A 25,372-nucleotide genomic window follows, 5' to 3' on the forward strand; every position below is an offset into this window, starting at 1 on the left:
CGGTCCTTTCAGTATCCACAATCCGAAGTCAGAACGACGTGATCCCGCGAAACCTCGCGATAGAGCGACGGGCCGGGGTCGTGATCCTTGGGGTGTATCGGAGACGGAATCTGTTTGGAACTCAAATCACTTATCTGCTGCCGTTGGGCCGGGTCGGCCACGGGGACAGCGCGCAGGAGCGCCCGCGTGTAAGGATGCCGGGGATTTTCCAACACGGCGGCACGGGGCCCGCGCTCGACGATGCGCCCGGCATACATGACCGCGACGTGATGGCTGACCCGCTCGACCACCGCCATGTCATGGCTGATGAAGAGGTAGGACAACCCCAGTTCGGCCTGCAATTCCATCAGCAGGTTCAGAACCTGCGCCTGCACACTCACATCGAGCGCCGAGACAGCTTCGTCGGCGACGATTAATTTCGGGTTAAGCGCAAGGGCGCGCGCGATTGCGACGCGCTGACGCTGGCCACCGGACAGCTCGTGCGGGTAGCGGTCGAGAAAGCTGCCTGGCAGACCGACCCGGTCGAACAGGGCTGTCACGCGGTCAGTGCGTTGCGCCTTGTTCTGATTGGTGAAATTGCGCAGGGGTTCGGCCACCTGCTCGGCCAGGCGCAGCACGGGATTGAGGCTGCCGTAAGGGTCCTGGAAGATCATCTGCATCTGCGCGCGTGCGCGGCGCAGGTCGGCGGCGGGCAAGGCGGTTATGTCCAGTCCGCCCAGCGAGATGCGGCCGCGATCGGGCTCGACCAGGCGCAGAAGAGAACGGCCCACGGTGGACTTGCCACAGCCGGATTCACCAACCAAGGCAAGGGTTTGACCGGCATTGATGCGGAAGGACACATCCTCGACCGCGTGAACACGGCCGACGATCTGCCGCAGAAGCCCACCCCTCACCGGAAACCGCGTGCTCAGGTGCTCGACCCGGAGAAGTTCGGTGCCCTGCCCCGGTATGGGCTTCGGCGACGCTTCGGGGTCGAGCGCGAACGGCTGTGGCGCAGGTTTTCCGCGCATGTCGCCCAGCCGCGGCACGGCGGCAAGAAGCCTGCGCGTGTAAGGATGCGAAGGCTCCGAAAAGACTTTCGAAACAGGGCCTTCCTCGACTTTTTCACCGTCCTTCAGGACCACGACGCGGTCGGCCACCTGGGCCACGACGGCCATGTCGTGGGTGATGAAAAGAACGGCGGTTCCGTGGTCGTGGCGGAGACGGTCGATGAGGGCGAGGATCTCGGCCTGGGTGGTGACGTCGAGGGCGGTGGTGGGCTCGTCGGCGATCAGGAGGCGCGGCTCGCAGGCCAGCGCCATGGCGATCATGACGCGCTGGCGCATGCCGCCGGAAAGTTCGTGGGGATATTGCGAGAGGCGGCGTTCGGGTTCGGACAGGCGGACTTCTTGCAGTAATTCCAAGGCCTTGGTGCGGGCGGCGGCGCGGCTGAGGTGCTTGTGCTTACGCAGACCTTCGGTCAGCTGACGGCCGATGGTGAAGACCGGGTTGAGGGCGGTCATGGGTTCCTGGAAGATCATGCCGATCCGGGCGCCGCGGAGGCTACGCATCTGTTTTTGCGTCAGTTTTCCGAGCTCGAGAGGCCCGGAACCGGCGTCGAACATCAACCGGCCGCCGGTGATCCGGCCCCCATCAAAGCCGACAAGACGCATCAGGGCGAGTGAGGTCACGGACTTGCCGGAGCCGGATTCCCCAACGATTGCAAGGGTTTCGCCGGGCAGAATGTCGAACGAGACGTCGCGCACGGCCACGGTGTCGCCGGCATCGGACCGGAACGTCACGCCGAGGTTTTCGATCTGGGCAAGAGGCATGTCGCGCATGTCAGGGAGTTAAGCAGCGGGTTCGGAAGAGGTCAATTTCACGATGCTCCTCGACACATTGCACGGCGAAAACCAGCGTCGGTATCGCGTCGGTATCCAAGTGGTATTGCGACGGTGCGATTTTCTGGATCACCGGAGCACCAGAGCGGCGCAGAATTTGCGCAAATTCTGCAACCGGAGAATATGTATTCTCCGGACCATTTTCTGCGCAGAAAATGGCGCGCGGACCATCAGGGGGCGGCGGGTGTCAGGCGGGTGATCCCGACCGACGCGGCGCGCGCGAGATCGGCGTCGAGCGACATCGGGATGTATTCCCCCCGGCGCCAGAGCTGGGCCATGTCGTCGTAGTGCCGGCTGAGAAAGTGGCCCGATTGCCCGGTCGCGGTGATGAACACGCTGCTGTCGGGATCGGCGAAATCGTAGACCCCGCGATAGCCCGCGCCGTGCACGTTCTGGAACGGGTCGGGTCCCTGCCCGCGCGTGCGCCCGCGCAGGAGCGTGTTGTCGCCGCCCGAGGTCGACTGGCGGATGTTGACGAAGTAGCGCAGCAGCGGCACCTCGCCCAGGACCTGATGATCGTGCGTGGCCTGGTGCGCGTCGCCCCAGCGCAGGCTTTCCAGCGCGCTGCCATAGCGTTCGTCGATCCAGATCAGCGCCGCGTCGAGCGCGATGCGGGCGACGTCGGAACAGGTTTCCTCGACCGTCGACTGTCGGATGTCACACCAGGCCGACGCGCCGTCGATATCGCGGTAGACACGCTCGATGAAGACCGGGTCGGGATGGGTGAACTCGTCCGCCAGGGGGCCGAGTTCGTCGACAATCAGGCGGCGCTGCAATTCGCGCAGCCAGGCGGCGTAGATCAGCGGCTCGGGCAGATGTTCGTTCATCTCGCCGTTCCATTCTGACAGGAGCGTGAGCGCGCGCTGGCGCTGGCGTTCGGGCGTGCCTTCGGGCGCGGCCTCGCCGGTGAACCACAGGTCCTTGCCGATGAGCGGCAGAAGCGAGCGGGCGGTGAAGCTGACCGTGTCGAGCTGCGCCTCGATGAAGCTGTCGCGGGTGTGCACCTCGCGGTTCTGCATCAGGCGGCGCCAGCGGAAGACGCGCTGCGTGTCGCCCCACTTGTAGCTGACATGGTTGGGAAAGGGGCGGTCCAGGGTCTTGTTGTTGGTGTTGCCCAGGATGCCACCGGCGGGGGCCGTGAACTCGGGGTTGGCGGAATAGGCCAGCGTGCCCTGCCAGCGGTTCTTGTCTTCCCATCCCCGCGAGGGGTAGCGGCCGCGGGTTTCATGATCGGCGTCGCGTCGGGGCATGGCGCCGATGGTCTTCATGGCGATGGTGGACTGGTCGACCAGCGTGAGGTTCTGCGAGGGAGCGATGTAGGATTCTCCCGCCGCGAGCGCCTCGTCCACCGAGGCGGCGCGCATCAGGGCCATGGCCGACGAGAGCGTCGTGTCGCTGTCGGAAAGCGCGGTCCAGCTGAGCGAGGCGACGTGCCCCGGGGGCGTCACGTCGGCGAGGTTGTAATGCGAGCCGGGCAGCACGGGGCCGTTCTCCGTCCAGCGCAGGGTCAGCGTGATTGGGGCGTTGTCCGAGATGCGGATGATGGTGCTTTCGGTACGGAAGGGCTTGTAGCCGTCGGGTGTGAGATATTCCTGCGGGTTGTCAGGATTTAGACGCTCGATGAAGAGGTCCTGATCGTCGAGATAGGAGGACGTGACCCCCCAGCCCAGATCGGCGCTGCGCCCGGCCATGACGATGGGCACGCCCGGGATGGTGGCACCGATGACGCCCCCCGTTTGAAGCTCCAGCCGGGCGAGATACCAGATAGCGGGCGCGGTCAGGCCCAGATGCGGATCGTTGGCCAGCAGCGTGCCGCCCGAGGCCGAGCGCTTGGGCGCGGCGGCCCACGCGTTGGAGGCGCCGGCGAAGGCCCGTTTCCTGAAGGGCGACAGCGGGTGGTCGGGGATTCCGGGGGCATTGTTATGGGCGAATTGCGTGCCCTCGGGGAAAAGGCTGGCATATTCGGGCAGCGCGGCGATGCCGGTGCCGGGCGCCAGCGGCATGATGTCGGCCAGGCGGTCGGCATCGTCCAGTTCGAGCGCTGCGTGGGCGTAGAGCACTTCCTCTTCCAGATGCGCGGAAAGCTGCACCGCCATGAGCTTGACGATGGCGATGGAATCGGCGGGCGTCCACGGGGCCACGGGGTTGTTGAAAAGGAACATCTCGGGCGCGCCGCGACCCAGGGCGGATTCGTTGATCTCCTTCAGCCGCGCGTTCACCCCGGCGGAATAGGCGCGGAGGGCGGCAAGCGTCTGGGTGTCCTGCGCCTCGACCGACCGCTGGGCGAGCGTGTAGAGGTCGAAGCGGCGCAGGATCTTGTCGATCTCGACAGTGCGGGGGCCGAACACCTCGGACAAGCGCCCCTGCACGGTGCGGCGCATCATCACCATCTGCCACAGCCGGTCCTGGGCATGGGCATATCCCAGCCCGTAGAACGTGTCGGGGTCGTTGGTGCCGAAGATATGCGGCACGTTGGCGTTGTCGCGGACGATCTCGACCGGCTCCAGGATGCCGATCACGTCGAGGTCCTTGGAATAGTCCGGCAGCGAGCGCGACAGCAGGAAATAGACGCCCAGCAGCGCGACCAGGCCGAGCAGGATCATCCCGCCCGCGATCCGCACCAGCCATTTGAACACTTGCGCCATGCCCCACCCACGTTAGGTTGCCATTCCGGTGGGGATAGTCACAAATCCCGGCATAGACAATGGGCCGCTCTTCACAATGCGGCGCGAAGGCACGAGGGAGATCAAGATGGCAAAGCTGGCATTTCTGGGACTGGGCGTGATGGGGTATCCGATGGCCGGGCACCTGGCCTCGGCGGGCCATGACGTGTGCGTTTACAACCGGACGGCGGCCAAGGCAGAGGCCTGGGTGAAGGCGCATGGCGGGCGTCATGCCCCCACCCCGCGCAAGGCCGCGGAGGGCGCGGAGTTCGTGATGTCCTGCGTGGGCAATGACGACGATCTGCGGTCGGTTTGCCTGGGCGATGATGGCGCGTTTGCGGGGATGGCGAAGGGGGCGACCTTTGTCGACCACACCACCGTATCGGCGCAGGTGACCGAGGAGCTTTATGCCGCCGCCAAGGAGGCCGGGATCGGCTATGTCGATGCGCCGATCTCGGGCGGTCAGGCGGGGGCCGAGAACGGGCAGTTGTCGATCATGTGCGGCGGCGATTCCGACGTTTATTCCAGGGCCGAGCCGGTGATGGAGACCTATGCAAAGCTCTGCCGCCGGATCGGCGAGAGCGGCGCGGGACAGATGACCAAGATGTGCAACCAGATCGCCATTGCCGGGCTGGTGCAGGGCCTGTCCGAGGCGCTGCATTTCGCCGAGAAGGCGGGGCTGGACGGGCGCGCGGTGGTCGAGGTGATCAGCCAGGGGGCGGCCGGAAGCTGGCAGATGGCGAACCGCTACGAGACGATGCTGGACGACCAGTTCGAGCACGGCTTTGCCGTGGACTGGATGCGCAAGGACCTGGGGATCTGCCTGAAGACCGGGGACGAGAACGGCGCGTCGCTGCCGGTGACGGCGCTGGTGGACCAATATTACAAGGACGTGCAGAACATGGGCGGCGGGCGTTGGGACACGTCGAGCCTGATCAAGCGGCTGCGCAAGCTGGGATAAGCGCGAGGCGGGGCCGGGATGCGTGGCCCCGCCTCGGGCTGTCTGTCGGGTGCGCCGCCGCGCGCCGTCATGCGCAACTTGGTGACGAAGCGGGCGGCTGGCCCGGCAGGGAGTGGTTTGAACCTAGGCGTCACAGCGGCGGACGTCGGTGACAAAGTCACGCAAGAGGCGGAAAGATGAGCGCGGACGGGACGACAGGCATCGCGGACTGGACCGAGCGGTTCCAAGGGACACGCGCCCTGCCCCGTGCCGTGCGCGACCGGCTGATCCGGGCGGCCCGGATCGTGCAGATCGACAAAGGCACCCAGGTTTTCGGGCCGGACAACGTGCCGGACCGGCTGTTCTTTCTCTACGATGGGCGCATTCGCGTGTCGCAAACCTCGGAAGGCGGACGCGAGATCGTGCTTTACCGGGTCGAGGCCGGGGACAGTTGCGTGCTGACGACCGCCTGCATGTTGGCCGAAGAAGCGTACAACGCCGAAGGGATTGCCGAGACGGACGTGACCGCCGTGGTGCTGCCGAAGCCCGAGTTCGACCGGCTGGTGGCCGAGGCGGAACCGTTTCGCAAGTTCGTCTTTGACGCCTATTCGCGGCGGCTGATCGACATGCTGCGCGTGGTGGACGACGTGGCGTTCGGGCGGATCGACGTGCGGCTGGCCGAACGGCTGCTGGCGCTGGCCGGCGACAGGAAGGAGGTCGCGGCCACGCACCAGGACCTGGCGAGCGAGTTGGGCACGGCGCGGGAGGTGATTTCGCGCGTGCTGGCGGATTTCCAGAAACGCGGGCTGGTGCAGCAGTCGCGGGGGCGGATCAGGCTGGAGGACAAGTCAGGTCTGAAGGCGCTGGCGGAGAGCGCGTGATGTACGCGTCGCTGCCCGTGCCAGCGCCCGGATTTGTGATATAGACGCCGAAACCTGCGCGATCTGTATGAAAGGATGCTGGCATGACGGCGTCGCACAAGGATTCCCGTATCGTCCGACTGGCCGGCGCGCTTTACCTTGTCATCATTTTGTGCGGGCTGACGGCCGAGCTGGTGCTACGCGGTCCGTTGTTGGAGGGATCCCCCGACGAGGTCACCCGTGCGTTACGTGCCGCTGTCGGGCAACTGCGTCTCAGTCTTGTTGCCGACACGGTGATGCTGTTGGCGGATGTGGCGCTTGCGCTGGTGTTCTTTGGCCTGCTGCGTCATATCTCGGCGCCGCTGGCTCTGGCGGCAATGGTGTTCCGATTGGGACAAGCGCTGCTGATCGGCGCGAGCCTGATGGCGCTTGGCAGCGTGCCGATGGTGCTGGCGGATGCGCCGCGCCTTGCGGTGCATATGACCGACCTGCACGCGATCGGATATGATGTCGGGCTGATCCTGTTCGCGGTGAACAGCGCGATCATGTCCGTGCTGCTGTGGCGGTCGGCGGTGCCGAACGTGATCGCGGGTGGCATCGCCGCGGCTGCCCTGGTTTACGCCGCGGGCAGCCTTGCGCGGCTTGTGGTGCCCGGTTGGGTGGACGTGATCGAACCCGCCTATGTGGTGCCGATGGTCGCCGAGAGCGCGCTGTGCCTGTGGTTGCTGGTCGCGGCGCGATTGTGAGGGGCGACGGCGTAGGTCGTTCGAAACTTGCCTCGTAATGAGGTTCGGAGTTCCGCAAGAGTGACTATGTCACTGACACGGGCGATGTCCGGCGGGCATGATCGGGGCATCATTTCCATGGAGGACACCATGACTGTAAATGTAGGCACCATCGACCGTATCCTGCGCGCCGCTTTGGGGGCCGTGCTGTTGTATCTTGCGTTCTTCAGCGGGTTGTCCGCGTTCGAGGCGCCGGTTTGGAAATACGGGGCCGCGATCGTCGGCGTCGTGATGCTGATCGTCGCAGCGGTCCGGGTTTGCCCCGTTTACTCCATCCTCGGCGTCCGGACCTGCGCGCGCTAGATGATGGAGACGGCGTTTACACCTTTCGCGTCGCTGGCCGGCGGCGTGCTGATCGGGCTGGCGGCGGTGATGTTGATGCTGGGGCTGGGGCGCATTTTCGGCGCGACCGGCATCCTGTCGGGGTTCGTCTTTGCCGAAGGGCGCGAAGAGGTGTCGTGGCGCGCGGCGCTGATCCTGGGGATGGTGCTGGTGCCGGGGCTGATGTTCCTTGTCACCGGGCGCTGGCCCCGGATCGACGTGCCAGTCAGCCCGGCGATGATTGTGATCGGCGGGATCGTCGTGGGATTCGGGGCGAGCCTTGGCTCGGGCTGTACCTCGGGGCATGGCGTCTGCGGGTTGTCGAGGTTGTCGCGCCGGTCCATCGTGGCGGTGCCGGTCTTCATGGGCACGGCGGTGGTCACGGTGTTCGTCCTCCGTCACGTGATGGGAGGCTGAGCGATGAGGCTTCTGTTCGCTGTCTTTACCGGCATGGTGTTCGGAGCGGGGATCACGCTGTCGGGGATGATCAACCCGGCGAAGGTTCTGAATTTTCTTGATATCGCAGGGACTTGGGACCCGAGCCTGATCTTCGTGATGGGGGGCGCCGTGGTGGTGACCTTTATCGGGTATCGGTTGGTCTGGCGGCGGTCTGCGCCGCTTTTCGCCGGGCGATTCCAAGTGCCCGGCTCGGCGGTGATCGACGGCAGGCTGGTGGGCGGATCGGCTCTGTTCGGGATCGGCTGGGGGATCGCGGGGTTCTGCCCCGGGGCGGCCATTCCGGCGCTTGGCACCGGCCGCTGGGAGGTTATCCTGTTCCTGGCCGCGGTGGGCGTGGGACTGGGGCTGGCGCGGCTGGCCAAGGGGTTGCCGCTGTGGCCAAGACGGGCGGAGACGTGAAGGGAGGCATGAGATGAACGATTATCCCGTGAACATGGGTGTGAGGCCTCAGGTGCAGGGCTTCTTCGACGCGGCGACCAACACGATCAGCTATATCGTCAAGGACCCCGGCAGCGACGCCTGTGCCATCGTCGACAGCGTGATGGACATTGATTACGCCGCCGGGCGGATCACCTATGACCATGCCGATGAACTGATCCGGCAGATCAAGGATCAGGGCCTGCGGCTGGACTGGATCATCGAGACGCATGTCCATGCCGACCACCTGTCCGCCGCGCCCTATATCCAGGAGAAGCTGGGCGGGAAGATCGGGATCGGGTCCAAGATCATGGTCGTGCAGGACACGTTCGGCAAGGTGTTCAACGAGGGCACCGAGTTTCAGCGCGACGGCTCGCAGTTCGATGCGCTGTTCGAGGATGGCGACACCTACCGGGTGGGCGAGATGGAATGTTTCGCCATGTACACGCCGGGCCACACGCCGGCCTGCATGGTGCATGTGATGGGCGACGCGGCCTTCGTGGGCGACACGCTGTTCATGCCCGATGGCGGCTCGGCCCGGGCAGATTTTCCGGGCGGCGACGCCGGGCAGCTGTATGACAGCATCCAGAAGGTGCTGACCCTGCCCGACGCGATGCGCCTGTTCATGTGTCACGACTATGGGCCGAATGGCCGGGATATCGCGTGGGAGACCAGCGTGGGCGACGAAAAGGCGCACAACATCCACGTTGGCGGCGGCAAGACGCGGGACGAGTTCGTCAAGTTCCGCACCGAGCGGGATGCGACGTTGGCGATGCCCAAGCTGATCATACCGTCCTTGCAGGTGAACATGCGCGCCGGAAAGGTGCCGACGGACGAACATGGGAACCCGGTGCTGAAAGTGCCGTTGAACGGGTTGTAGGGCCGCGTCAGTTCCACAGCATTCGGAAGGGAGAGGATGAGCGACGATATCCTGAGCAAGACATCCGCGTCGACCGGCGCCGGCAGCCCCGAGGTGATCGGGTTTTATGACGAGGATACAGGCAGTTGCCAGTATATCTGCATCTGCCCCGAAACCCGGAAGGCGGCACTGATCGACGTGGTGCAGACGCTGGACCCGAAATCTTTCTCCACCGGGTTCGCGCCGGCGCAATGGGCGCTGGACACTATCGCTGAACGCGGGCTGGAGCTGGAATGGATCCTCGACACGCATCCGCACGCCGATCACCTGATGGCGGGGGCCTGGCTGAAGGAGCAGACCGGCGCGCCGACGGGGATCGGCGAGAAGGTGCGCGAGATCGCGGCGCTATGGCGGGACTATTACAACGCGCCGCACGCCTTTCCGGTCGATCCGCATTTCGACCGCTTGTTTGCCGATGGCGACAGCTTCAACATCGGCAATCTGGACGTGAAGGTGATGCTGTCGCCGGGCCATACGCTGGGGTCCGTGACCTATATCGTGGGCGACGCGATCTTTGCCCATGACACGTTGATGATGCCGGACGCCGGAACGGCGCGCGCCGATTTCCCCGGTGGGACGGCGGCGGAACTTTATGACAGCATCATGCGGATCCTGGACCACCCGGACGGCTCCCGCGTCTTCATCGGGCACGATTACGGCACGGACAGCCGCGAAGAGCCTGCGTGGGAAAGCACGGTGGGGCAGCAGAAGCGCGAGAACATCCACCTGAAGGACGGGGCGAGCAAGGCCGAGTACGTGGCCCGGCGCGAGACCCGGGATGCGACGCTGGCCCTGCCCGACCGGATGCTGACGGCGTTGCAGGTCAACCTGCGCGGCGGGCGCCTGCCCGAGCCGGAGGAAGACGGCAGGAGCTATTTCAAGATCCCGGCGAACAGGTTCTAGCGATCCCCCGCGCGTGGGTTTTCACCCACCCTACGCGGATGTCTGCAGGGATGCGCGCCCTGCCCTTTTCCACGCAATGACCGCAATCGCGCCTCAAAATGGGGCGGCCCGCGTGGCATCCGACGCAGGCTGGAGATCACGGGGTTTGGCATGGACCGCATCGTAAACCGCATTTTCCTGGCCGTGACCGCGGCCATTCTTGCCTGGACCTGGGCCGCGCCGGCGGTCTCGTTGCGGCATTTCGCGGTGCCCTTGGTGCATTACACCGGGCTGGGCCTAAGCATGTGGGCGGCGGGGGCGCTGATCCTCTTGTGTTGCGGCCTGATCCGGCAGTCGGTACGCGGCCCGGCGCCTGTGGACCGGCTGGGGTTCGTGAAGGACTGGCTGGCGCATCAGCGGCGGGCCAGGTTTCTGAACGTGGTCGTGCCGCTGGTGGCGTTCATCGTGACGATGGCCAGTTTCACCGTGCACAAGACGGTTGTGCTGCCGAACTTTGGGTTCACGTGGGATGCGGATTTCATCGCGTGGGACCGAATGATGTTCATGGGGCATGACCCGTGGGTGCTGAGCCACGCGGTGTTCGGCAGCGCGGCGGCGACATGGTGGATCGACCAGTTCTACCACGCATGGTTCTATCCGATGATGATCGCCTATGTGATCTGCGGGCTGATGGTAACGGGGCCGCTGGCGCGGGCCTGTTACATCGGGACGTTCCTGATCAGCTGGTTCGTGATCGGCTGCGTGCTGGCGGGAATGTTTGCATCGGCGGGGCCGGTCTATGACGGGGCGCTGTTCGAGGCGGGCGTGTTCGAGCCGTTGAAAGTCCGGCTGGCGGAACAGGCGGCGGAGGTGCCGGGGATCGCCTCGCAGGTTTTCCAGGCGGAGTTGCTGGCGGGGTACAAGGCCGGGGCGATCGGGCTGGGATACGGAATCTCGGCGATGCCGTCGATGCATGTGGCGTTGGCGGCGATGTGGGCGCTGTTGTTCTTCGGGGTTGGCCGCTGGCTGGGGCTGGCGGGCGTCGTCTATACGCTCTTCATCTGGGTGGGGTCGGTGCACCTTGGGTGGCATTACGCGGTGGACGGGATTGTGTCCTCGGCGCTGGTTGTGGGGATCTGGGGGGCCTTGCGGGCGGTGATCCCCTGGTTGGCGTCGGACAAGGCGGTGGAGGACGGCGCTTTGCAGGGGGTGCCGGGGGAGTAGCCGGGGGATGCGTGGGTTTTCACCCACCCTACGCGGGGACGGCGAAACTGCGTTTGATTGCGCCAGATGAACGGCGAAACCGCGTCGGTTTCAGAGGCTGAGCTTGTCGCGCATGAAGGCGAGCGCCACGGACAGGCCATCGGGGGCGATGCCGTGGGCGGTGCCTTTCATCACATGGGCATAGACCTCTTTCCAGCCGGCGGATTGCAGCGCCTCGGCGGCTTCGGGTAGCGACTGTGGCGGCACCACGTCGTCGGCGTCGCCGTGGACCAGCAGGACCGGCGGGCGGCTGACCACCTCGTCGGCGAGGAGTTCGGGCTGTAGCAAGCGGCCGGAGAAACCGACGATGCCGGCGATCTCGTCCTCGCGCCGCGGGGCCACGTGCAGGGCCATCATCGTGCCTTGCGAGAAGCCGAAGAGCACGACCTGTTCGGGCAGCACGTCCTCGTCGACCATGAGCGCGTCGAGGAAGGCGTTGAGGTCTTCCGACGCCGCTTGCAGGCCGCGATGGGCCTCTTCCTCGCTCGATCCGTCGATCCAGGGGATCGGGAACCACTGGTAGCCGGTGGGCATCATCGGGATCGTCTCGGGCGCGTCGGGCGCGACGAAGAGCGTATCCGGCAGGTGTTCGACCAGCGGGTCGGCGAGGCCCAGAAGGTCGGCCCCATTGGCGCCGTAGCCATGCAGGAACACGACGACGGAGCGGGTCGTGCCAGAGAGAGGTTCCTTGCGGCCGGCCTGAAGTACGCGGGTCATCTGATGCCTTCCCTTTGTTTCGCCACACGGTAGTAGGCCCAGAGCTGGCGGGCTGCAACCGATCTCCATGGGCTCCAGGCGGTCGCCATGGCGCGCAGGGCGCGGTCGCGGGGGCGGTCGGGCAAGTCGTATAGGAGGCGCGCGGCCTCTTGCAGGGCAAGGTCGCCGGGGGCGAAGACGTCGGCGCGGCCGAGGCTGAACATGGCATAGATCTCGGCGGTCCAGGTGCCGATGCCGGGGACTTGCGTGAGGGTGGCGATAACCTCGTCCGTGGGAGTATCGCGGAGGGCCTTGAAGTTGATCCCGGCGTCCGAGAGCGCGCGGGCATAGCGGATCTTCTGGCGGCTGAGGCCGACGGCGCGGAGGTTGTCGTCACTGGCCCATTTGATCTTGCGCGGGCCAGTGAGACCTGCAGTTTTCATGCGGTCCCAGATGGCGGCGGCGGAGGCGGTGGAGACCTGCTGGCTGACGATGGCTGACAGAAGTTCCGCGAACCCGTCGAGTCTGCGGCGCAGGGGAAGCGGGCCGGTCTGGGCGTGGGCATGGGCCATGCGGGGGCAGATGGCGGTGAGATGCGCCACGCCTTCCGCCACGTCCGCATCGGTGCGGATGATGCGCCCCGTCACAGCGAACGCACCCATGCAAGGGCGTCCTCGACAGTTTCGACGCGGCGGGCGTCCGGCTGGGGCGGACGGTTGATCAGCGCGACGCGCAGCCCGAGGCGGCGGGCGGCGTCGAGCTTGGTGCGGGGTGTCGTGCCACCCGCGTTCTTGGCAATCAGCCAGTCGATGCCGAGGGATTTGAAAAGGTCGTATTCCTGGCGCTCCGAAAAGGGCGGATCGCCTTGCAGAAAGCGGCCGTTCGGGAAGGGAAAGGGCGTGTCGGGCACGTTGATCTGGCGGCTGATGACGGTGCAGGCGGACAGGTTGGCGAAACGGTGCAGCGTCTGGCGGCCGGTGGCGAGAAAGACGGTGGAGCCGGGCGGGATGTGGGCGGCGGCCTCTTCCTCGCGGTCCATCAGGGTCCAGTCGTCGCCCGGCCCCGGTGTCCAGGGCGGGCGCAGGACCTGGCAATAGGGAATCGATAGATCGTCGCAGACCCGGGCGGTGCGCTGCGAGATGCGATCGGCGAAGGGATGCGTGGCGTCGAGCACGGCAGTGATCGCCTGATCGCTCAGGTAGGTGCGGAACGCGGCCTCGCCCCCGAAGCCGCCGCTGCGCGTGGGCAGGGCCAGTGGTGCGGGCGCGCGGGAGGCGCCGGCGAGCGAGGCGGTGGCCGCGATGCCGCTTGCGTGCAGGCGGGCGGCGATGGTCTTGGCCTCGCCTGTGCCGGCGAGCAAAAGGAGCGTCACGGGCTGGGCCTTTGGTGTGAGGGAACGGGTCGTCCGGGCATGGTCGGGCGGACTATAGGGGGGCAAGCCCTTCGCGCCAATCGGGAATTTCGCATTGCGCGTTGCGCAATACGACCGATGCGAGGGGCGCTGCCCCTCGCGCTCCCCGGGATATTTCCGGCCAGAGGAAAAGCAGGGGCTGGGATTGATTTCGGGTCTTGTGGGCCTCTCGAGAGGGGTCTAGCAAGGCGGCATGACCGAGACCGCCCTGCCCCTTGAAGATGACCGCCGCGCGAAGCGTAACGTGATCGTGCTGGTACTGGCGCAGGCCCTCCTGGGGGCGCAGATGGCGATGATCTTCGTCGTCGGCGGGCTGGCCGGGCAGAGCCTTGCCAGCAACGTGTGTTTCGCCACGTTGCCGATTTCGCTGATCGTGCTGGGGTCGATGATTTCGGCCAACCCGTTGTCGATGGTGATGCAGCGGTTCGGGCGCAAGGCCGGTTTCCTGATTGGGGCCTTGGGCGGGGCCACCGGGGCGGCGATTGCGGGCTATGGCCTTTATCTGGCATCCTTTCCGGTTTACCTGACGGGCAGTTTCCTGACCGGCATCTACATGTCGGCGCAGGGCTTTTACCGCTTCGCCGCGGCGGACACGGCGAGCGACGAATTTCGGCCCAAGGCGATTTCCTATGTTCTGGCGGGCGGGCTGGCGAGTGCCATCATCGGACCCCAACTGGTGAAGGTGACGAGCCAGGCGATGGTCGTCCCTTTCCTGGGCACGTACCTGGCGGTGATCGCGATCAACCTTTTCGGCGCGCTGCTGTTCTTCTTCCTGGACATTCCGAAACCCCCGCCGCCCGCGCCGGACAGTCCCAGGGGGCGCACCCGGTGGGAACTGCTGACCACGCCGCGAATCGCGGTGGCGGTGATCTGCGCCATGGTGTCCTATGCGCTGATGAACCTGGTGATGACCTCGACACCGCTGGCGGTGGTGGGCTGCGGGTTCACCGAGAGCAACGCGGCGGACATCGTGACAGGCCACGTGCTGGCGATGTTCGCGCCTTCGTTCTTTACCGGGCATCTGATCGCGCGGTTCGGGGTGGAGCGAATCGTGGGCGCGGGCCTTGTGATCCTGGCCGCCGCGGGAATCGTGGCGCTGCAGGGGGTGGAGATCGAGAATTTCTTCATCGCCTTGATCCTGCTGGGGCTGGGCTGGAATTTCGGGTTCATCGGGGCGACGACCATGCTGGCGGGCGCTCATGACGTGCATGAGCGGGGTCGGATGCAGGGGATGAACGACCTGTTGGTCTTTGGCGGTGTCACGGTGGCGTCATTGGCCTCGGGCGGGCTGATGAACTGTTCGGGCAGCACGGCGGAGGCCGGATGGACAGCGGTGAACCTCGCGATGGTGCCACTTTTGACCTTGGCGGGTGGCGCGCTGATCTGGCTGGTGATGCGGCCGAAGACAGCCTGAGGCTTTTTCTTGCCGAAAATACTCCGGGGAGTTTGAGGGGCAGCGCCCCTCATTCCCCTATAGAGCGCGCCGCAGGCGCTCCGTTTACCAGCGTCCGGTCAGGGCCCGGTGCATCAGCCCGAGGCGGGAGCGGAAGGGCGGCAGGGTCAGGCGGTTTTCCGAGACGGCGGCGGGGTCGCGGCGGGCTTTTTTCAGGATCGCGTCGGTCTGCCAGAGGGCCAGCATGGCCGGACGTACTTCCGGCGCAGGGCGCGTGCGGCGGGCCTCTGCGAGGTCTGTCAGCGCATCGTCGGCCAGGGCGCGGATGGCGGCATGCGTGCCTTCGACGAGCGGGATGCGGCCCTGGCGTTCGAGTTCCGGCACGGCGCGCAGCCAGTTGGCGACGCCCTGAGCGTAGCCTGCTTTCAGGATCGGCTCTTCCGGCGCGTCGCCGAGGGTGCGGGCGGCGGCGAGCAGCAGCAGACCGGACGTGTTGGTGAGGTGGCCGCGGAAAGCGCTCATGTCCTCGAACGGGTCGCGGTAGATGTCCCAGCGGCGGGCCTCGACCAGCGCATCCAACCGTGCGGCCATGTCCGTGTCCAGCACCCTGGCAAGCGGCGTGGCGACCTCGTGGCGGCGGACCTCGGCGCCCGTGCGGATCTCTTCCAGCACGTCGCGCCACCATTGCAGGCGCATTTCGGCGATCATGCTCTCCTGCGTGACCCACGGAGCACGGGAAACCTCGACATTGAAGGCGTAGAGCGGAAAGAGCTTTTCGCGCGCGGGCACCGGGGCGGCCATGGTGGCGGCGAAACGCTCGGGGTCGCCGCGATGGACGAGGCCCGCGCAGGCCATGATGTCTGGGTCGAGCGCCATGACCGTCAGGTAGGCCCGAAACCGGGGCGCGCAAGGATGAGCGCGTAGGCGATATCGCCGGGGGCCTGCCGCCAGAGGGTGATTTCGCGCAGCGCGGTGTCGAGGACTTGGTCCAGCGCGGCGTCGGCATCGGGGCGTAGGGCGGCGATGCGGCCGCCGAGTTCGGCGTAATACTCCGCCCAGGCCCTGCCGGTGACAAGGCGGTGGTTCAGCACGTCGTAGCCGGCTGCCTCGACCCGCGCGGTGATGCCGTCAAGGTCGGAGATTGCCGGGTAGTCGGCCCAGAAATCGCGGGCGGCCTGCGGTGCCTCGGGGCTGAGGACGGGTTCGGAGAAGGCGATTGCGCCATCGGTCGTGAGGGCGCGCCTCCAGAGTGTCAGCCCTTCGGTGACGCCTAGGAAATAGAGCGCGCCGGCGCACCAGATGAGGTCGTAAAAGCCGGTGATCTGCGCCATGTCGCCGGTCGATACGGTGACGTTGGTGAAGCGGGCGGTGGCCGTGCGGGCCTCTTCGACAAGGTGGGGCAACTGGTCGATGCCTTCGATCTGCGCCCGGGGCAGACATTCGGCCAGGGTCACGAGATCCGCACCAGGACCGCAGGCGGCGTCGAGCACATTGGGCGCATCGGGCAGGTCAAGCTGGCTGAGGGCCCATCGGACATCCTCCGATGTGCCGGGGCCTTGACGCGTCATCTCGCGGTGGAGCGTCAGGAAGGCGTCGTCCACCGCTCAGGCCTCGCCGCCGTCGCGCAGGAGTTTCCAGTTTATCGCGTCGAGCAGCGCCTCGAACGACGCGTCGATTATGTTGGGCGACACGCCCACGGTGGACCAGCGCCGCCCCTGCCCGTCCTCACTGTCGATGATGACGCGGGTGACGGCCTCGGTTCCGCCTTGGGTGATGCGCACCTTGAAGTCCACCAGACGCATGTCGTCGATGGCGTCCTGGTAGCGGCCGAGATCCTTGGCCAGCGCCTGGGCGAGCGCGTTCACCGGGCCGCGGTCGGTGCCGGTTTCGTCCATCGACTCGCTGACCGACAGTTTCTTGATCCCGTCGACCTTGACCACCACGACGGCCTCGGACAGGGACACCATCTTGTTGTACTTGTTCTTGCGGCGCTCGACCGTGACCTTGTAGCGCTTGACTTCGAAGAATTCCGGCAGAAGGCCCAGTTCGCGGCGGGCGACCAGCTCGAAGCTGGCCTGGGCCATGTCGTAGGTGTAGCCGCGGTTTTCGCGGGTCTTGACCTCTTCGAGGATCCGCGGGAGCGCGGGATTGTCTTTTTCGATGTCCAGCCCGGCCTCGGCAAGGCGGTTGCGCAGGTTGGACTGGCCCGCCTGGTTGGACATGGGGATGATGCGGGCGTTGCCGACGGTGGCGGGGTCGATATGTTCGTAGGTGGTCGGGTCCTTGACGATGGCGCTGGCATGCAGCCCGGCCTTGTGGGCGAAGGCGGAGGCCCCCACGTAGGCGGATTGCTTCATCGGGACACGGTTGAGGATTTCGTCCAGTTGCCGCGAGGCCATGGTGATGCCTTCGAGAGCCTCTGGTGTGACGCCCGTCTGGTAGCGGCTGGCGTAGGGTTCTTTCAGCAGAAGTGTCGGGATGAGGGCGGTAAGGTTGGCGTTGCCGCAACGCTCGCCCAAGCCGTTGAGGGTACCCTGGATCTGGCGCGCGCCTGCGTCGACGGCGGCGAGGCTGCCCGCGACGGCGTTCTCGGTGTCGTTATGGGTATGGATGCCCAGCCGCTCGCCGGGGATGCCGGCGGCGATGACATCCGAGACCACGTCGGCGATGCGGTGCGGTAGCGTGCCGCCATTGGTGTCGCAGAGCACGATCCAGCGCGCGCCGGCGCCGCGCGCGGCCTTGAGGCAATCGAGCGCATAGGCGGGGTCGCGAGCGTAGCCGTCGAAGAAATGCTCGGCGTCCAAGAGCGCCTCGCGGCCCTGTTTGACGATATGGGCGATGGAGGCGGAGATGTTTTCGAGGTTTTCGTCGGGGGTGATCCCGAGGGCGGTTTCGACGTGGAAGATATCGGTCTTGCCGACAAGGCAGATCGAGGCGGTGCCGGCGTTCATGACCGCCGCCAGCACGTCGTCGTTTTCCGCGCTTCGTCCGGCCCGCTTGGTCATGCCGAAGGCGGTGAGGCGCGCGCGGGTCTCGGGGGCCGCGTCGAAGAAGGCGCTGTCGGTGGGGTTTGCCCCGGGCCAGCCGCCCTCGATATAGTCGACGCCGATCTGGTCGAGCGTGGTGGCGATGGCCTGTTTCTCGGACGTGGAGAATTGCACGCCTTGGGTTTGTTGGCCGTCGCGCAGCGTGGTGTCGTAGAGGCTGAGGCGGGTTTTGGTCATTGGGTGTTTCCCGTGGAGGGAAGGGCCGCGCCCGACCCTGGGAGGGCATGTGCAACAGGTGAGCGGCGCGAGGCGGGTGTCGCGCACACAACACTGGTTCGGAGCGTGACGTTACCCAAGCGCCCTCCCGGGGGGAGGGTCGGGCGCGGCCCGGCGTGCCGCCGGGCGAAACAGTTTGACGGCAGGATCATTTGAGGGCCTCCAGTTCGCGAATGATCTCTGAAGCCACTATTCCAACGTATCGATCTGCCGCCGCGCCCATGTCTAGCTCCCCTTTGGCGCCGAGCAAATCCCCAAATACTTCGCGCCTTTGCGCTTCCGACAGACTCTTCATGTAGGTGTCGACTTGATCAATCGAGGTTTTCGGCTGAACCATGCCATCCGGCATATCGACGATGGAAATACCTCTTTCGCTAAGGGCTTCTCTTATTCTGTCGGCAAGCTCATAATCTTTCGATTCCTTGGCCTTTTGACGCATTCGGAGCAAAAGCTTCAGTCGGTCGTGTGCTGCATAGTGTAGCTTTCTTTTAGAGTACCAAGCGCCATCTCCTTCCTGCAAAAGCCCTAGGAGGCGAGCATTAAACAAAAGCGCTCTCGGCTGGACTTCCAGCTTGTATAATTCGGAGATAGCAAGGGGCGTGTTAAGATCATCTGTTAGTGCCTCAAGGACTGTCTCTCGCGGCACGTTTGCTGATACAACGTCCTCGGTCAGCTTGCGCCATTTAAACAGGGTTTGTGCTGCTTCTTCTGCCTTCTCGGCCGTCCAGTCCATCGGCTTGCGGTAATGGGTGCTGAGAAAGACAAAGCGGATCACTTCGCCGGGAATGCCCTGATCGAGCAGATCTTTCACCGTAAAGAAATTCCCTAGTGACTTGGACATCTTCTTGCCCTCGACCTGAAGCATCTCGTTATGCATCCAGACCTGCGCGAAATTCCCCTCGGGGTGGGCGCAGCAGCTTTGGGCGATCTCGTTCTCGTGGTGGGGGAACATCAGGTCGTTGCCGCCGCCGTGGATGTCGAAGCTGTCGCCCAGAAGTTCATAGCTCATGGCCGAGCATTCGATGTGCCAGCCCGGACGGCCCCTGCCCCATGGGCTGTCCCATCCGGGCTGGGTGTCGTCCGAGGGTTTCCAGAGGACGAAGTCCATCGGGTCTTCCTTGAAGGGGGCGACCTCGACCCGGGCGCCGGCGATCATGTCGTCGACCGAGCGGCCGGAAAGCTTGCCGTAATCGGCGTATTTGCGGACGCGGAAGAGGACGTGGCCGTCCTTGGCGTAGGCGTATTCGTCCGCGATCAGTTTCTTGATCATCGCGACCATCTGCGGGATGTATTGCGTGGCCCGCGGCATCTCATCGGGTTCCAGCGCGCCCAAGCTGCCCATGTCGTCGAGAAACCATTGGGTCGTCTCGGCGGTGATGTCCCCGATATCCCGGCCCGTCTCGGCGGCGCGGGTGTTGATCTTGTCGTCCACGTCGGTGAAGTTGCGCACGTAGGTCACGTGATCGGCGCCATAGACATGCCGCAAGAGCCGGTAGAGCACGTCGAACACCACCACGGGGCGCGCGTTGCCCAGGTGGGCGCGGTCATAGACCGTGGGCCCGCAGACATACATGCGCACGTTTTCGGGGTCGATAGGCTCGAACACCTCTTTCTTCCGGGTGCGGGTGTTGTGGAGTTTTAGTGTTGTCATGGCGTCCTCGCGCGCGTGGTCCCGCGGCGGGCTTAGCAACTAACATTCAAGGATGGAATAGAAGACCGGCCCGCCTGACGATGTCAGCGGGTAATGCAGCAAATGGTGATGGGTGCAACGGTCATGGGGGCGACCATAGAAGGCCGCCCCCGCCCGGTCAAGCGCATCCCGCGGAGGGCGCCCGCCGGGGGACCTCCGGCGCCGGGGAGAGCTGCGCGCGGATGGTCAGGGCAATGCCGATGGCGACCACCGCCGCCCCGGCCCAGGTGAGCGGGGCATAGACCTCGCCCAGCAGCACCGTGCCGGCGGCCAGCCCCACGGCGGCGGCGACATAGCCGATCTGGCTGAGTAGGACCGGGCCGCCCGCGCGTTGCAGGGCGAAATAGGCCGGAAAGGTCAGGCCCGCGATCAGCATCTGCGGCAGGACGAGATGCGGCACGGCGTGAAGATGGTTGAGCGGCATCGTGCCGGTCAGTGCGATCTGCAAGGTCACGAGCGCCAGGAGCGCGAAGATATGGCTCCACGCCGCGAGGGCGGCGGGGTGTGCGCCCTCGGGCCAGTCGAGCGTGCGATAGACATTGCCGATGGCCAGGATCGCCGGAAGCGCGAAGCCCAGGACCGCCCAGCCCAGGCCCCCTGCCCCGTCCGTCCCAATCGCCCCGCCCCGCGTCAGCGCCACCAGCGCCGCACCGGCAAGGCCCAGACCGATGCCGATGATCCCCAGCCGGGGCGGCGTGGCAAGGCCTGCCATCGCCGTCACCGCCAGCGTCGCCACCGGCGAGAGGGCGAACATCAGCCCGGCATAGCCCGCGCCGACATGCGGGATCACCCAAAACAGAAGCGCGTTGACCGCAGCAAAGCTGAGCGTGCCGGATATGGCTGCATAGCGCAGCATCCGCCCCCGGGGCAGCGCGAAGCGCCGCTGGACCACCAGCACCGGCACCAGAACGCCGGCGGCCCCGGCGGAGATCACCATGGCCCAGACCAGCGGCGGCACCCCGGCCGCGGCGGCCAGCTTGCCCAGCGGCAGGCCGGCGCCCAGCAGCGCCCCGGTATAGAGCAAAAGGCCGATGGCGCGGGGGGTGTGGGCGCTGTCAGTCATAGGTCACCACCTCGAATTCGATCCCGTCGGGGCCGTCGAAATAGAAGCGCCGCCCCGGTTCGTAATCGGCGTGGTTGTGGGGCGTGTAGCCGGCGGCCTTGACCTTCGCCTCGGTTCCCCCGAGGTCGTCCACCGTGACGCCCACATGGTTCAGGCCGCCGATCCGTCCATAGGTCTCGCCCGTCGGCTGAAGGTCCTTGTCGGGCGCGTAGAGCGCGAGGTAGCTGTCGTCGTCGCCGACATGAACGGTAAAGCCGTTGTCCTTGGCCGCCCCCTGCCAGCGGACGTGCCAGCCGAAGAGATCGCACAGGATCGCGGCGCTGGCCCCGGGATCGGGGACGGTGATGTTGACATGTTCGAGTTTCATGGGGCGCTCCTTTGCAAGCTTGATTCCGTTGTGAAATCAGCGTAACTCTTCAAGTAAACTTGAAGCCAAGAGGGAAAATTCTCATGCCCGTCAGACCCTTGCCGGATCGCGGCCTGACGATCGGCTATGTCGCCGAGCGCACGGGCCTCGCGCCGTCGGCCATCCGGTACTACGAGGACGAGGGGCTGGTGCGCCCCGACCGCAACGACGCGGGGCACCGGCGCTATGCACGGTCGGACATCAGGCGGCTGAGCTTCGTGATGATCTCGCAAGGGCTGGGCTTCAGCCTGCCCGAGATCCGCGCGGCGCTGGCCGAGCTGCCCGAGCACCGCACGCCAGGCAAGGCGGACTGGGCGCGGATCTCGCGCCGGTTCGGGGCGGTGCTGGACCAACGGATCGCGCAGATGCAGGCGCTACGGGCCCGGCTTGACGGGTGCATCGGCTGCGGCTGCCTGTCGCTGAAGACATGCGCGCTTTACAATCCCAAGGACAAGGCGCGGGTGCGCGGGCCGGGGCCGCGCTATGTGATGGGCGACCGGTCGGACGAGATCTGAGAGGGCTGGCCACCTGCTTGACTTCGCGAAGGGTGCCGGGCCATGTGGCGGCGACCGAGCGAAGGAGGCTGGCATGGCATTGTCGAAGCGGATCACGGGGCTGACGGGCGGCGGATCGGACGGCTGGGACGTCTATTACAAGGCCAAGGACATGATGGACGCGGGCGAGGATGTCGCCATGCTGACCATCGGCGAGCACGATATCGGCACCGATGACAGCATCCTGGACGCGATGCATGCCGCCACCAAGGCGGGGCATGTGGGCTATTCGATGTTCAACGGCAACCTGAACCTGCGCGAGACCGTGGCCCGGCGGGTGACCGCGCGGACGGGTGTGGCGACCACGCCGGACAACGTCTTGGTCGTGCCGGGCGGCCAGGCGGGGCTCTTCGCGGCGCATCACGCGGCCTGTGACGAGGGTGACCGGGCGCTTTACATCGATCCGTTCTATGCCACCTACCCCGGCACGATCCGGGCGGTGGGCGCGAAGGATGTGGCGGTGGCCGCGCGGCCCGAGCGGATGTTCCAGCCCGATCCGGCGGATATCGCGGCAGCGGCGGCGCAGGGCGCGAAAAGCCTGCTGATCAACACGCCGAACAATCCCACCGGCGCGGTCTATGGCCGCGAGACGCTGGAGGGGATCGGTCGGGTTTGCCGGGAACACGACATGTGGCTGATCTCGGACGAGGTTTACGACACGCAGCTGTGGGAGGGCGACCACCTGAGCCTCCGGATGCTGGACGGGATGGCCGAGCGCACGCTGGTGATCGGGTCGCTGTCGAAAAGCCATGCGATGACCGGCAGCCGCATCGGCTGGGTCGTGGGACCGGAGGAGGCGATTTCGCATATGGGCAACCTGTCGACCCACACGACCTATGGCGTGGCCGGCTTCGTGCAGGAGGCGGCCTGCTACGCGCTCGGCAAGGGCGACGCGTTCGAGGCAGAGGTGGCCGCCCCCTTCCGGCGGCGGCGCGACCTGGTGCTGGGGCTGCTGGAAGGCCAGGACGTGGTGCGCCCGATCCCGGCGCAGGGGGCGATGTTCGTGATGCTGGACGTGCGGGCGACGGGGCTGTCGGGCGAGGACTTTGCGCTGCGCCTGCTGGAGCGGCACAAGGTGGCGGTGATGCCGGGCGAGAGTTTCGGCCGCGCCGCGGCGGGGCATGTGCGCGTGGCGCTGACGGTGGCGGATGACCGGCTGCGCGAGGCGTTGGCGCGGCTGGTGGAGATGGCGTCGGAGCTGGCGGGCGTGGCGGCCTGACGGAGGGGTGAGAGGTCCCGGATCAGGTCCGGGACGGCGGCGCTGCAAGACCGGCAAAACTGTTCCGGGAAACGGCGGGCATCGGCGTTTGCGCGCGGCCCCCTGCGACCGCCGGTCGCGTCGAAGCCCTTGGCGGAACGCACAAATCCAGCCTGTAACCTGGTTCAAGCGGAGGAAACACATGTTCAAGGGTCTGGGACTTTCGATGGCGATCATCCTTGGCGGCATGGTCGGGCTGCCCGCCGCGATCCTGGCGGCGCTGTAAGCGACCAAACAAACGACTTTGAGGCCCGCGAAACGCACGCGGGCCTTTTTCATGTTCGCTGCCCTGCGGCGTAAGATTCTGTCGTTTTTGGACCATGCGTCGCTTTCGGGACAGATCGGAGGCGAGCCTGCCGCCTTAAATCGGCCATTGGGCCCGGCGGTGCGGTCACGTGCGTGCGGGCTGGCGATGGAGGCCGCGCATGGCGCAGCGCTGCAAGATAGTTCTGAAGGTCCGCACCATCGGGGCGGAACGCGGACGGGCCGCACGGGGGCGGCCGGGACGGGGCTGAGACGCATCTCGCCTTCCCTTTTTCCCGCGATCCAAGGACCCAAGACATGAACAACCTTTCCCCCCGCCGTACCGGAGGCCGTGCCGCGCGCCGGGCCAGCCGGGCGGCCCCGCTCGATACCTTGATGCGCCCCGTACGCCCCGGACTGGAGGGCGGCACGCTGAAAGTGCTGAGCGACGCGCAGATTGCGCGCATTCACGAGGCGGCGCTTGATGCGCTGGACCGCATCGGGCTGTCGGGCGCGCCGGCAAGCGGGATCGCCTATCTGACCGCCGCCGGAGCCGTTCAGGGCGACGACGGGCGCATCCGCTTTCCCCGGGCGCTTGTGGAGGAGACCATTGCGCGCGCCAATCGCGAGATCACGCTTTACAGCCGCGACGGTCTGAACGACCTGCATCTGGGCGGTGCCCGTGTGCATTACGGCACCGCGGGGGCCGCGGTGAACATGGTGGATGTGGACGGGCGCAACTACCGCGAGAGCACGGTGCAGGACCTGCATGATGCGGCGCGGATCGTCGATGTGCTGGACAACGTGCATTTCTGCCAGCGGCCCATGGTGGCGCGGGACATTGCCGACAACATGGAGATGGAGCTGAACACCGTCTATGCCTGCTGCACGGGCACGACGAAGCATGTGGGCACGTCCTTTACCGAGCCGCATCACGTGGGTCCGGCGATGGAGATGCTCTATATGATCGCGGGCGGCGAGGAGAAATTTCGCGCGCAGCCTTTCGTGAGCAATTCCAACTGCTTCGTGGTGCCGCCGATGCGGTTCGCGACCGAGTCCTGCGAGGTGATGGAGCGCTGCATCGAGGGCGGGATGCCTGTGCTGCTGCTGTCGGCCGGGATGGCCGGGGCCACCGCGCCCTCGACCATCGCGGGGGCGATTATGCAGGCGACGGCAGAGTGCCTGGCCGGGCTGGTTTACGTGAACGCGGTGAAACCGGGGCATCCGGCGATCTTCGGCACCTGGCCGTTCGGATTGGATCTGCGCACCGGGGCGATGTCGATTGGCTCGGGCGAGCAGGCTTTGCTGAGCGCGGGCTGTGCGCAGATGCACCAGTTCTATGGCGTGCCCGGCGGAGCGGCGGGGGGTGCCTCGGACAGCAAGCTGCCCGACATGCAGGCCGGATGGGAGCAGATGTGCTCGAACGTGATGGCGGGGCTGGCGGGCGTGAACATGGTTTACGAGGCGGCGGGAATGCACGCCTCCCTGCTGGGGTTCTGTCACGAGAGCCTGATCCTGGGCGATGACCTGATCGGCCAGGCGCTGCGCTGTGTGCGCGGGATCGAGGTGGATGACGAGACGCTGGCGCTGGACCAGATGGAGGCGGTCTGCATCGGGGGGCCGGGGCATTACCTGGGCACCGAGGCGACGCTGGCGCGGATGCAGCGGGATCATTGTTATCCCAATCTGGGGGACAGGTCCTCGCCCAAGGAGTGGGTGGAAAAGGGCAAGCCGGACCTGGTGGCGAAGGCCGTGGCGCGGAAGGAGGAGATCCTGGCGCAGCGATCGGCGGCGCGGCTGAACCCGATGCTGGATGCGGAGATACGCAAGCGGTTCGCGATACATTTGAAGGGTTAGAGGCCGCGCGATGGCCAGACCGCGGGATGGCGAACTTACGGTTTTTCAGGGCACTTTATGGCTGCCCCATCCGCGAGACTTCTAATCGACGTGCACACGGAACACAATCGCCAGCCCGGGGGGCGGTCCCCCTTTCGGCGATTGCAGGC

Annotated in this window: 24 protein-coding genes; 13 read left to right on the plus strand and 11 right to left on the minus strand. The window is 66.1% G+C overall.

Annotated elements, in window-relative coordinates; all coding sequences use genetic code 11:
• Positions 1-8 precede the first annotated feature (8 nt).
• Together FIU85_RS03040 and FIU85_RS03045 are read right to left on the minus strand one after the other, a co-directional pair.
• Positions 9-1,820 (minus strand): ABC transporter ATP-binding protein, encoded by a 1,812-nt coding sequence (locus tag FIU85_RS03040; RefSeq protein WP_152495805.1) that lies wholly within the window; start codon positions 1,818-1,820, stop codon positions 9-11.
• A 230-nt stretch (positions 1,821-2,050) separates the two neighbouring features.
• A complete protein-coding gene (locus tag FIU85_RS03045) occupies positions 2,051-4,525 on the minus strand; it encodes a penicillin acylase family protein (RefSeq protein ID WP_152495806.1) in 2,475 nt (824 codons plus the stop codon).
• 106 nt (positions 4,526-4,631) lie between these two features.
• Between FIU85_RS03045 and FIU85_RS03050 the strand changes: the two genes are divergently transcribed.
• From FIU85_RS03050 to FIU85_RS03090, 9 genes are all read left to right on the plus strand, one after another.
• Positions 4,632-5,504, plus strand: coding sequence for an NAD(P)-dependent oxidoreductase (locus FIU85_RS03050; RefSeq protein ID WP_172978783.1), 873 nt, complete (start codon positions 4,632-4,634; stop codon positions 5,502-5,504).
• Positions 5,505-5,680: 176 nt separating this feature from the next.
• Complete coding sequence (locus tag FIU85_RS03055; protein ID WP_152495807.1) at positions 5,681-6,364, plus strand: Crp/Fnr family transcriptional regulator; 684 nt, start codon at positions 5,681-5,683, stop codon at positions 6,362-6,364.
• Between the two features lie 83 nt (positions 6,365-6,447).
• The gene (locus FIU85_RS03060; RefSeq protein ID WP_152495808.1) at positions 6,448-7,089 is read left to right on the plus strand and encodes a DUF4386 domain-containing protein; all 642 of its coding nucleotides are present in this window, start codon (positions 6,448-6,450) and stop codon (positions 7,087-7,089) included.
• A 66-nt stretch (positions 7,090-7,155) separates the two neighbouring features.
• Positions 7,156-7,431 carry a DUF2892 domain-containing protein gene (locus tag FIU85_RS03065; RefSeq protein ID WP_368372974.1) on the plus strand — a complete coding sequence of 92 codons (276 nt, stop codon included), beginning with the start codon at positions 7,156-7,158 and terminating at the stop codon, positions 7,429-7,431.
• A 3-nt stretch (positions 7,432-7,434) separates the two neighbouring features.
• Complete coding sequence (locus FIU85_RS03070) at positions 7,435-7,866, plus strand: YeeE/YedE family protein (protein WP_152498166.1); 432 nt, start codon at positions 7,435-7,437, stop codon at positions 7,864-7,866.
• Positions 7,867-7,869: 3 nt separating this feature from the next.
• The gene (locus tag FIU85_RS03075) at positions 7,870-8,307 is read left to right on the plus strand and encodes a DUF6691 family protein (protein ID WP_152495809.1); all 438 of its coding nucleotides are present in this window, start codon (positions 7,870-7,872) and stop codon (positions 8,305-8,307) included.
• 13 nt (positions 8,308-8,320) lie between these two features.
• Positions 8,321-9,205: an MBL fold metallo-hydrolase gene (locus FIU85_RS03080; RefSeq protein ID WP_152495810.1), complete on the plus strand. Its 885-nt coding sequence runs from the start codon at positions 8,321-8,323 to the stop codon at positions 9,203-9,205.
• A 36-nt stretch (positions 9,206-9,241) separates the two neighbouring features.
• The gene (locus FIU85_RS03085; protein ID WP_152495811.1) at positions 9,242-10,147 is read left to right on the plus strand and encodes an MBL fold metallo-hydrolase; all 906 of its coding nucleotides are present in this window, start codon (positions 9,242-9,244) and stop codon (positions 10,145-10,147) included.
• Between the two features lie 150 nt (positions 10,148-10,297).
• Complete coding sequence (locus FIU85_RS03090; RefSeq protein WP_152495812.1) at positions 10,298-11,350, plus strand: phosphatase PAP2 family protein; 1,053 nt, start codon at positions 10,298-10,300, stop codon at positions 11,348-11,350.
• Positions 11,351-11,440: 90 nt separating this feature from the next.
• Here the strand turns inward: FIU85_RS03090 and FIU85_RS03095 are convergent, their stop codons facing one another.
• Genes FIU85_RS03095 through FIU85_RS03105 form a run of 3 tightly spaced genes read right to left on the minus strand, consistent with a single transcriptional unit; the run spans position 11,441 to position 13,457 of the window.
• A complete protein-coding gene (locus FIU85_RS03095; RefSeq protein WP_152495813.1) occupies positions 11,441-12,106 on the minus strand; it encodes an alpha/beta hydrolase in 666 nt (221 codons plus the stop codon).
• On the minus strand, positions 12,103-12,747 hold the full coding sequence (locus FIU85_RS03100) for a DNA-3-methyladenine glycosylase (protein ID WP_172978060.1): 645 nt from the start codon (positions 12,745-12,747) through the stop codon (positions 12,103-12,105). The genes FIU85_RS03095 and FIU85_RS03100 overlap by 4 nt, the downstream gene beginning before the upstream one ends.
• Positions 12,729-13,457, minus strand: a complete 729-nt coding sequence (locus FIU85_RS03105) for a cobalt-precorrin-6A reductase (RefSeq protein ID WP_152495814.1) — start codon at positions 13,455-13,457, stop codon at positions 12,729-12,731. The genes FIU85_RS03100 and FIU85_RS03105 overlap by 19 nt, the downstream gene beginning before the upstream one ends.
• 232 nt (positions 13,458-13,689) lie before the next feature.
• Between FIU85_RS03105 and FIU85_RS03110 the strand changes: the two genes are divergently transcribed.
• Positions 13,690-14,910, plus strand: a complete 1,221-nt coding sequence (locus tag FIU85_RS03110; protein WP_152495815.1) for an MFS transporter — start codon at positions 13,690-13,692, stop codon at positions 14,908-14,910.
• A gap of 84 nt (positions 14,911-14,994) precedes the next feature.
• Here FIU85_RS03110 and FIU85_RS03115 read toward each other — a convergent pair whose 3' ends face one another.
• The 6 genes from FIU85_RS03115 to FIU85_RS03140 form a co-directional block, all read right to left on the minus strand.
• Entirely contained in the window at positions 14,995-15,765 is a 771-nt protein-coding gene (locus tag FIU85_RS03115) for a squalene/phytoene synthase family protein (protein WP_152492128.1), read from the minus strand.
• 5 nt (positions 15,766-15,770) lie between these two features.
• Complete coding sequence (locus FIU85_RS03120; protein ID WP_254701826.1) at positions 15,771-16,490, minus strand: trans-aconitate 2-methyltransferase; 720 nt, start codon at positions 16,488-16,490, stop codon at positions 15,771-15,773.
• Positions 16,491-16,493: 3 nt separating this feature from the next.
• Positions 16,494-18,113, minus strand: coding sequence for a citramalate synthase (gene cimA, locus FIU85_RS03125; protein ID WP_152495816.1), 1,620 nt, complete (start codon positions 18,111-18,113; stop codon positions 16,494-16,496).
• Between the two features lie 187 nt (positions 18,114-18,300).
• Positions 18,301-19,803 (minus strand): cysteine--tRNA ligase, encoded by a 1,503-nt coding sequence (gene cysS, locus FIU85_RS03130; protein ID WP_152495817.1) that lies wholly within the window; start codon positions 19,801-19,803, stop codon positions 18,301-18,303.
• 157 nt (positions 19,804-19,960) lie between these two features.
• A complete protein-coding gene (locus tag FIU85_RS03135) occupies positions 19,961-20,905 on the minus strand; it encodes a DMT family transporter (protein WP_152495818.1) in 945 nt (314 codons plus the stop codon).
• A complete protein-coding gene (locus FIU85_RS03140; protein ID WP_152492124.1) occupies positions 20,898-21,272 on the minus strand; it encodes a VOC family protein in 375 nt (124 codons plus the stop codon). Before FIU85_RS03140 ends, FIU85_RS03135 begins: the two co-directional genes overlap by 8 nt.
• A gap of 83 nt (positions 21,273-21,355) precedes the next feature.
• Between FIU85_RS03140 and soxR the strand changes: the two genes are divergently transcribed.
• From soxR to FIU85_RS03155, 3 genes are all read left to right on the plus strand, one after another.
• A complete protein-coding gene (soxR, locus tag FIU85_RS03145; RefSeq protein ID WP_152495819.1) occupies positions 21,356-21,826 on the plus strand; it encodes a redox-sensitive transcriptional activator SoxR in 471 nt (156 codons plus the stop codon).
• Between the two features lie 73 nt (positions 21,827-21,899).
• A complete protein-coding gene (locus tag FIU85_RS03150; protein ID WP_152495820.1) occupies positions 21,900-23,084 on the plus strand; it encodes a pyridoxal phosphate-dependent aminotransferase in 1,185 nt (394 codons plus the stop codon).
• 600 nt (positions 23,085-23,684) lie between these two features.
• Positions 23,685-25,223, plus strand: coding sequence for a trimethylamine methyltransferase family protein (locus FIU85_RS03155; RefSeq protein WP_152495821.1), 1,539 nt, complete (start codon positions 23,685-23,687; stop codon positions 25,221-25,223).
• Positions 25,224-25,372: the final 149 nt, after the last annotated feature.

It is taken from the genome of Roseovarius sp. THAF8 (assembly GCF_009363735.1).
Taxonomy (GTDB): Bacteria; Pseudomonadota; Alphaproteobacteria; order Rhodobacterales; family Rhodobacteraceae; genus Roseovarius.

Coding starts and splice junctions, on each gene's coding strand:
- FIU85_RS03040 (WP_152495805.1), bottom strand. CDS start 1,820: ATGCGCGACATGCCTCTTGCCCAGATCGAAAACCTCGGCGTGACGTTC.
- FIU85_RS03045 (WP_152495806.1), bottom strand. CDS start 4,525: ATGGCGCAAGTGTTCAAATGGCTGGTGCGGATCGCGGGCGGGATGATC.
- FIU85_RS03050 (WP_172978783.1), top strand. CDS start 4,632: ATGGCAAAGCTGGCATTTCTGGGACTGGGCGTGATGGGGTATCCGATG.
- FIU85_RS03055 (WP_152495807.1), top strand. CDS start 5,681: ATGAGCGCGGACGGGACGACAGGCATCGCGGACTGGACCGAGCGGTTC.
- FIU85_RS03060 (WP_152495808.1), top strand. CDS start 6,448: ATGACGGCGTCGCACAAGGATTCCCGTATCGTCCGACTGGCCGGCGCG.
- FIU85_RS03065 (WP_368372974.1), top strand. CDS start 7,156: ATGTCACTGACACGGGCGATGTCCGGCGGGCATGATCGGGGCATCATT.
- FIU85_RS03070 (WP_152498166.1), top strand. CDS start 7,435: ATGGAGACGGCGTTTACACCTTTCGCGTCGCTGGCCGGCGGCGTGCTG.
- FIU85_RS03075 (WP_152495809.1), top strand. CDS start 7,870: ATGAGGCTTCTGTTCGCTGTCTTTACCGGCATGGTGTTCGGAGCGGGG.
- FIU85_RS03080 (WP_152495810.1), top strand. CDS start 8,321: ATGAACGATTATCCCGTGAACATGGGTGTGAGGCCTCAGGTGCAGGGC.
- FIU85_RS03085 (WP_152495811.1), top strand. CDS start 9,242: ATGAGCGACGATATCCTGAGCAAGACATCCGCGTCGACCGGCGCCGGC.
- FIU85_RS03090 (WP_152495812.1), top strand. CDS start 10,298: ATGGACCGCATCGTAAACCGCATTTTCCTGGCCGTGACCGCGGCCATT.
- FIU85_RS03095 (WP_152495813.1), bottom strand. CDS start 12,106: ATGACCCGCGTACTTCAGGCCGGCCGCAAGGAACCTCTCTCTGGCACG.
- FIU85_RS03100 (WP_172978060.1), bottom strand. CDS start 12,747: ATGGGTGCGTTCGCTGTGACGGGGCGCATCATCCGCACCGATGCGGAC.
- FIU85_RS03110 (WP_152495815.1), top strand. CDS start 13,690: ATGACCGAGACCGCCCTGCCCCTTGAAGATGACCGCCGCGCGAAGCGT.
- FIU85_RS03115 (WP_152492128.1), bottom strand. CDS start 15,765: ATGGCGCTCGACCCAGACATCATGGCCTGCGCGGGCCTCGTCCATCGC.
- cimA (WP_152495816.1), bottom strand. CDS start 18,113: ATGACCAAAACCCGCCTCAGCCTCTACGACACCACGCTGCGCGACGGC.
- cysS (WP_152495817.1), bottom strand. CDS start 19,803: ATGACAACACTAAAACTCCACAACACCCGCACCCGGAAGAAAGAGGTG.
- FIU85_RS03135 (WP_152495818.1), bottom strand. CDS start 20,905: ATGACTGACAGCGCCCACACCCCCCGCGCCATCGGCCTTTTGCTCTAT.
- FIU85_RS03140 (WP_152492124.1), bottom strand. CDS start 21,272: ATGAAACTCGAACATGTCAACATCACCGTCCCCGATCCCGGGGCCAGC.
- soxR (WP_152495819.1), top strand. CDS start 21,356: ATGCCCGTCAGACCCTTGCCGGATCGCGGCCTGACGATCGGCTATGTC.
- FIU85_RS03150 (WP_152495820.1), top strand. CDS start 21,900: ATGGCATTGTCGAAGCGGATCACGGGGCTGACGGGCGGCGGATCGGAC.
- FIU85_RS03155 (WP_152495821.1), top strand. CDS start 23,685: ATGAACAACCTTTCCCCCCGCCGTACCGGAGGCCGTGCCGCGCGCCGG.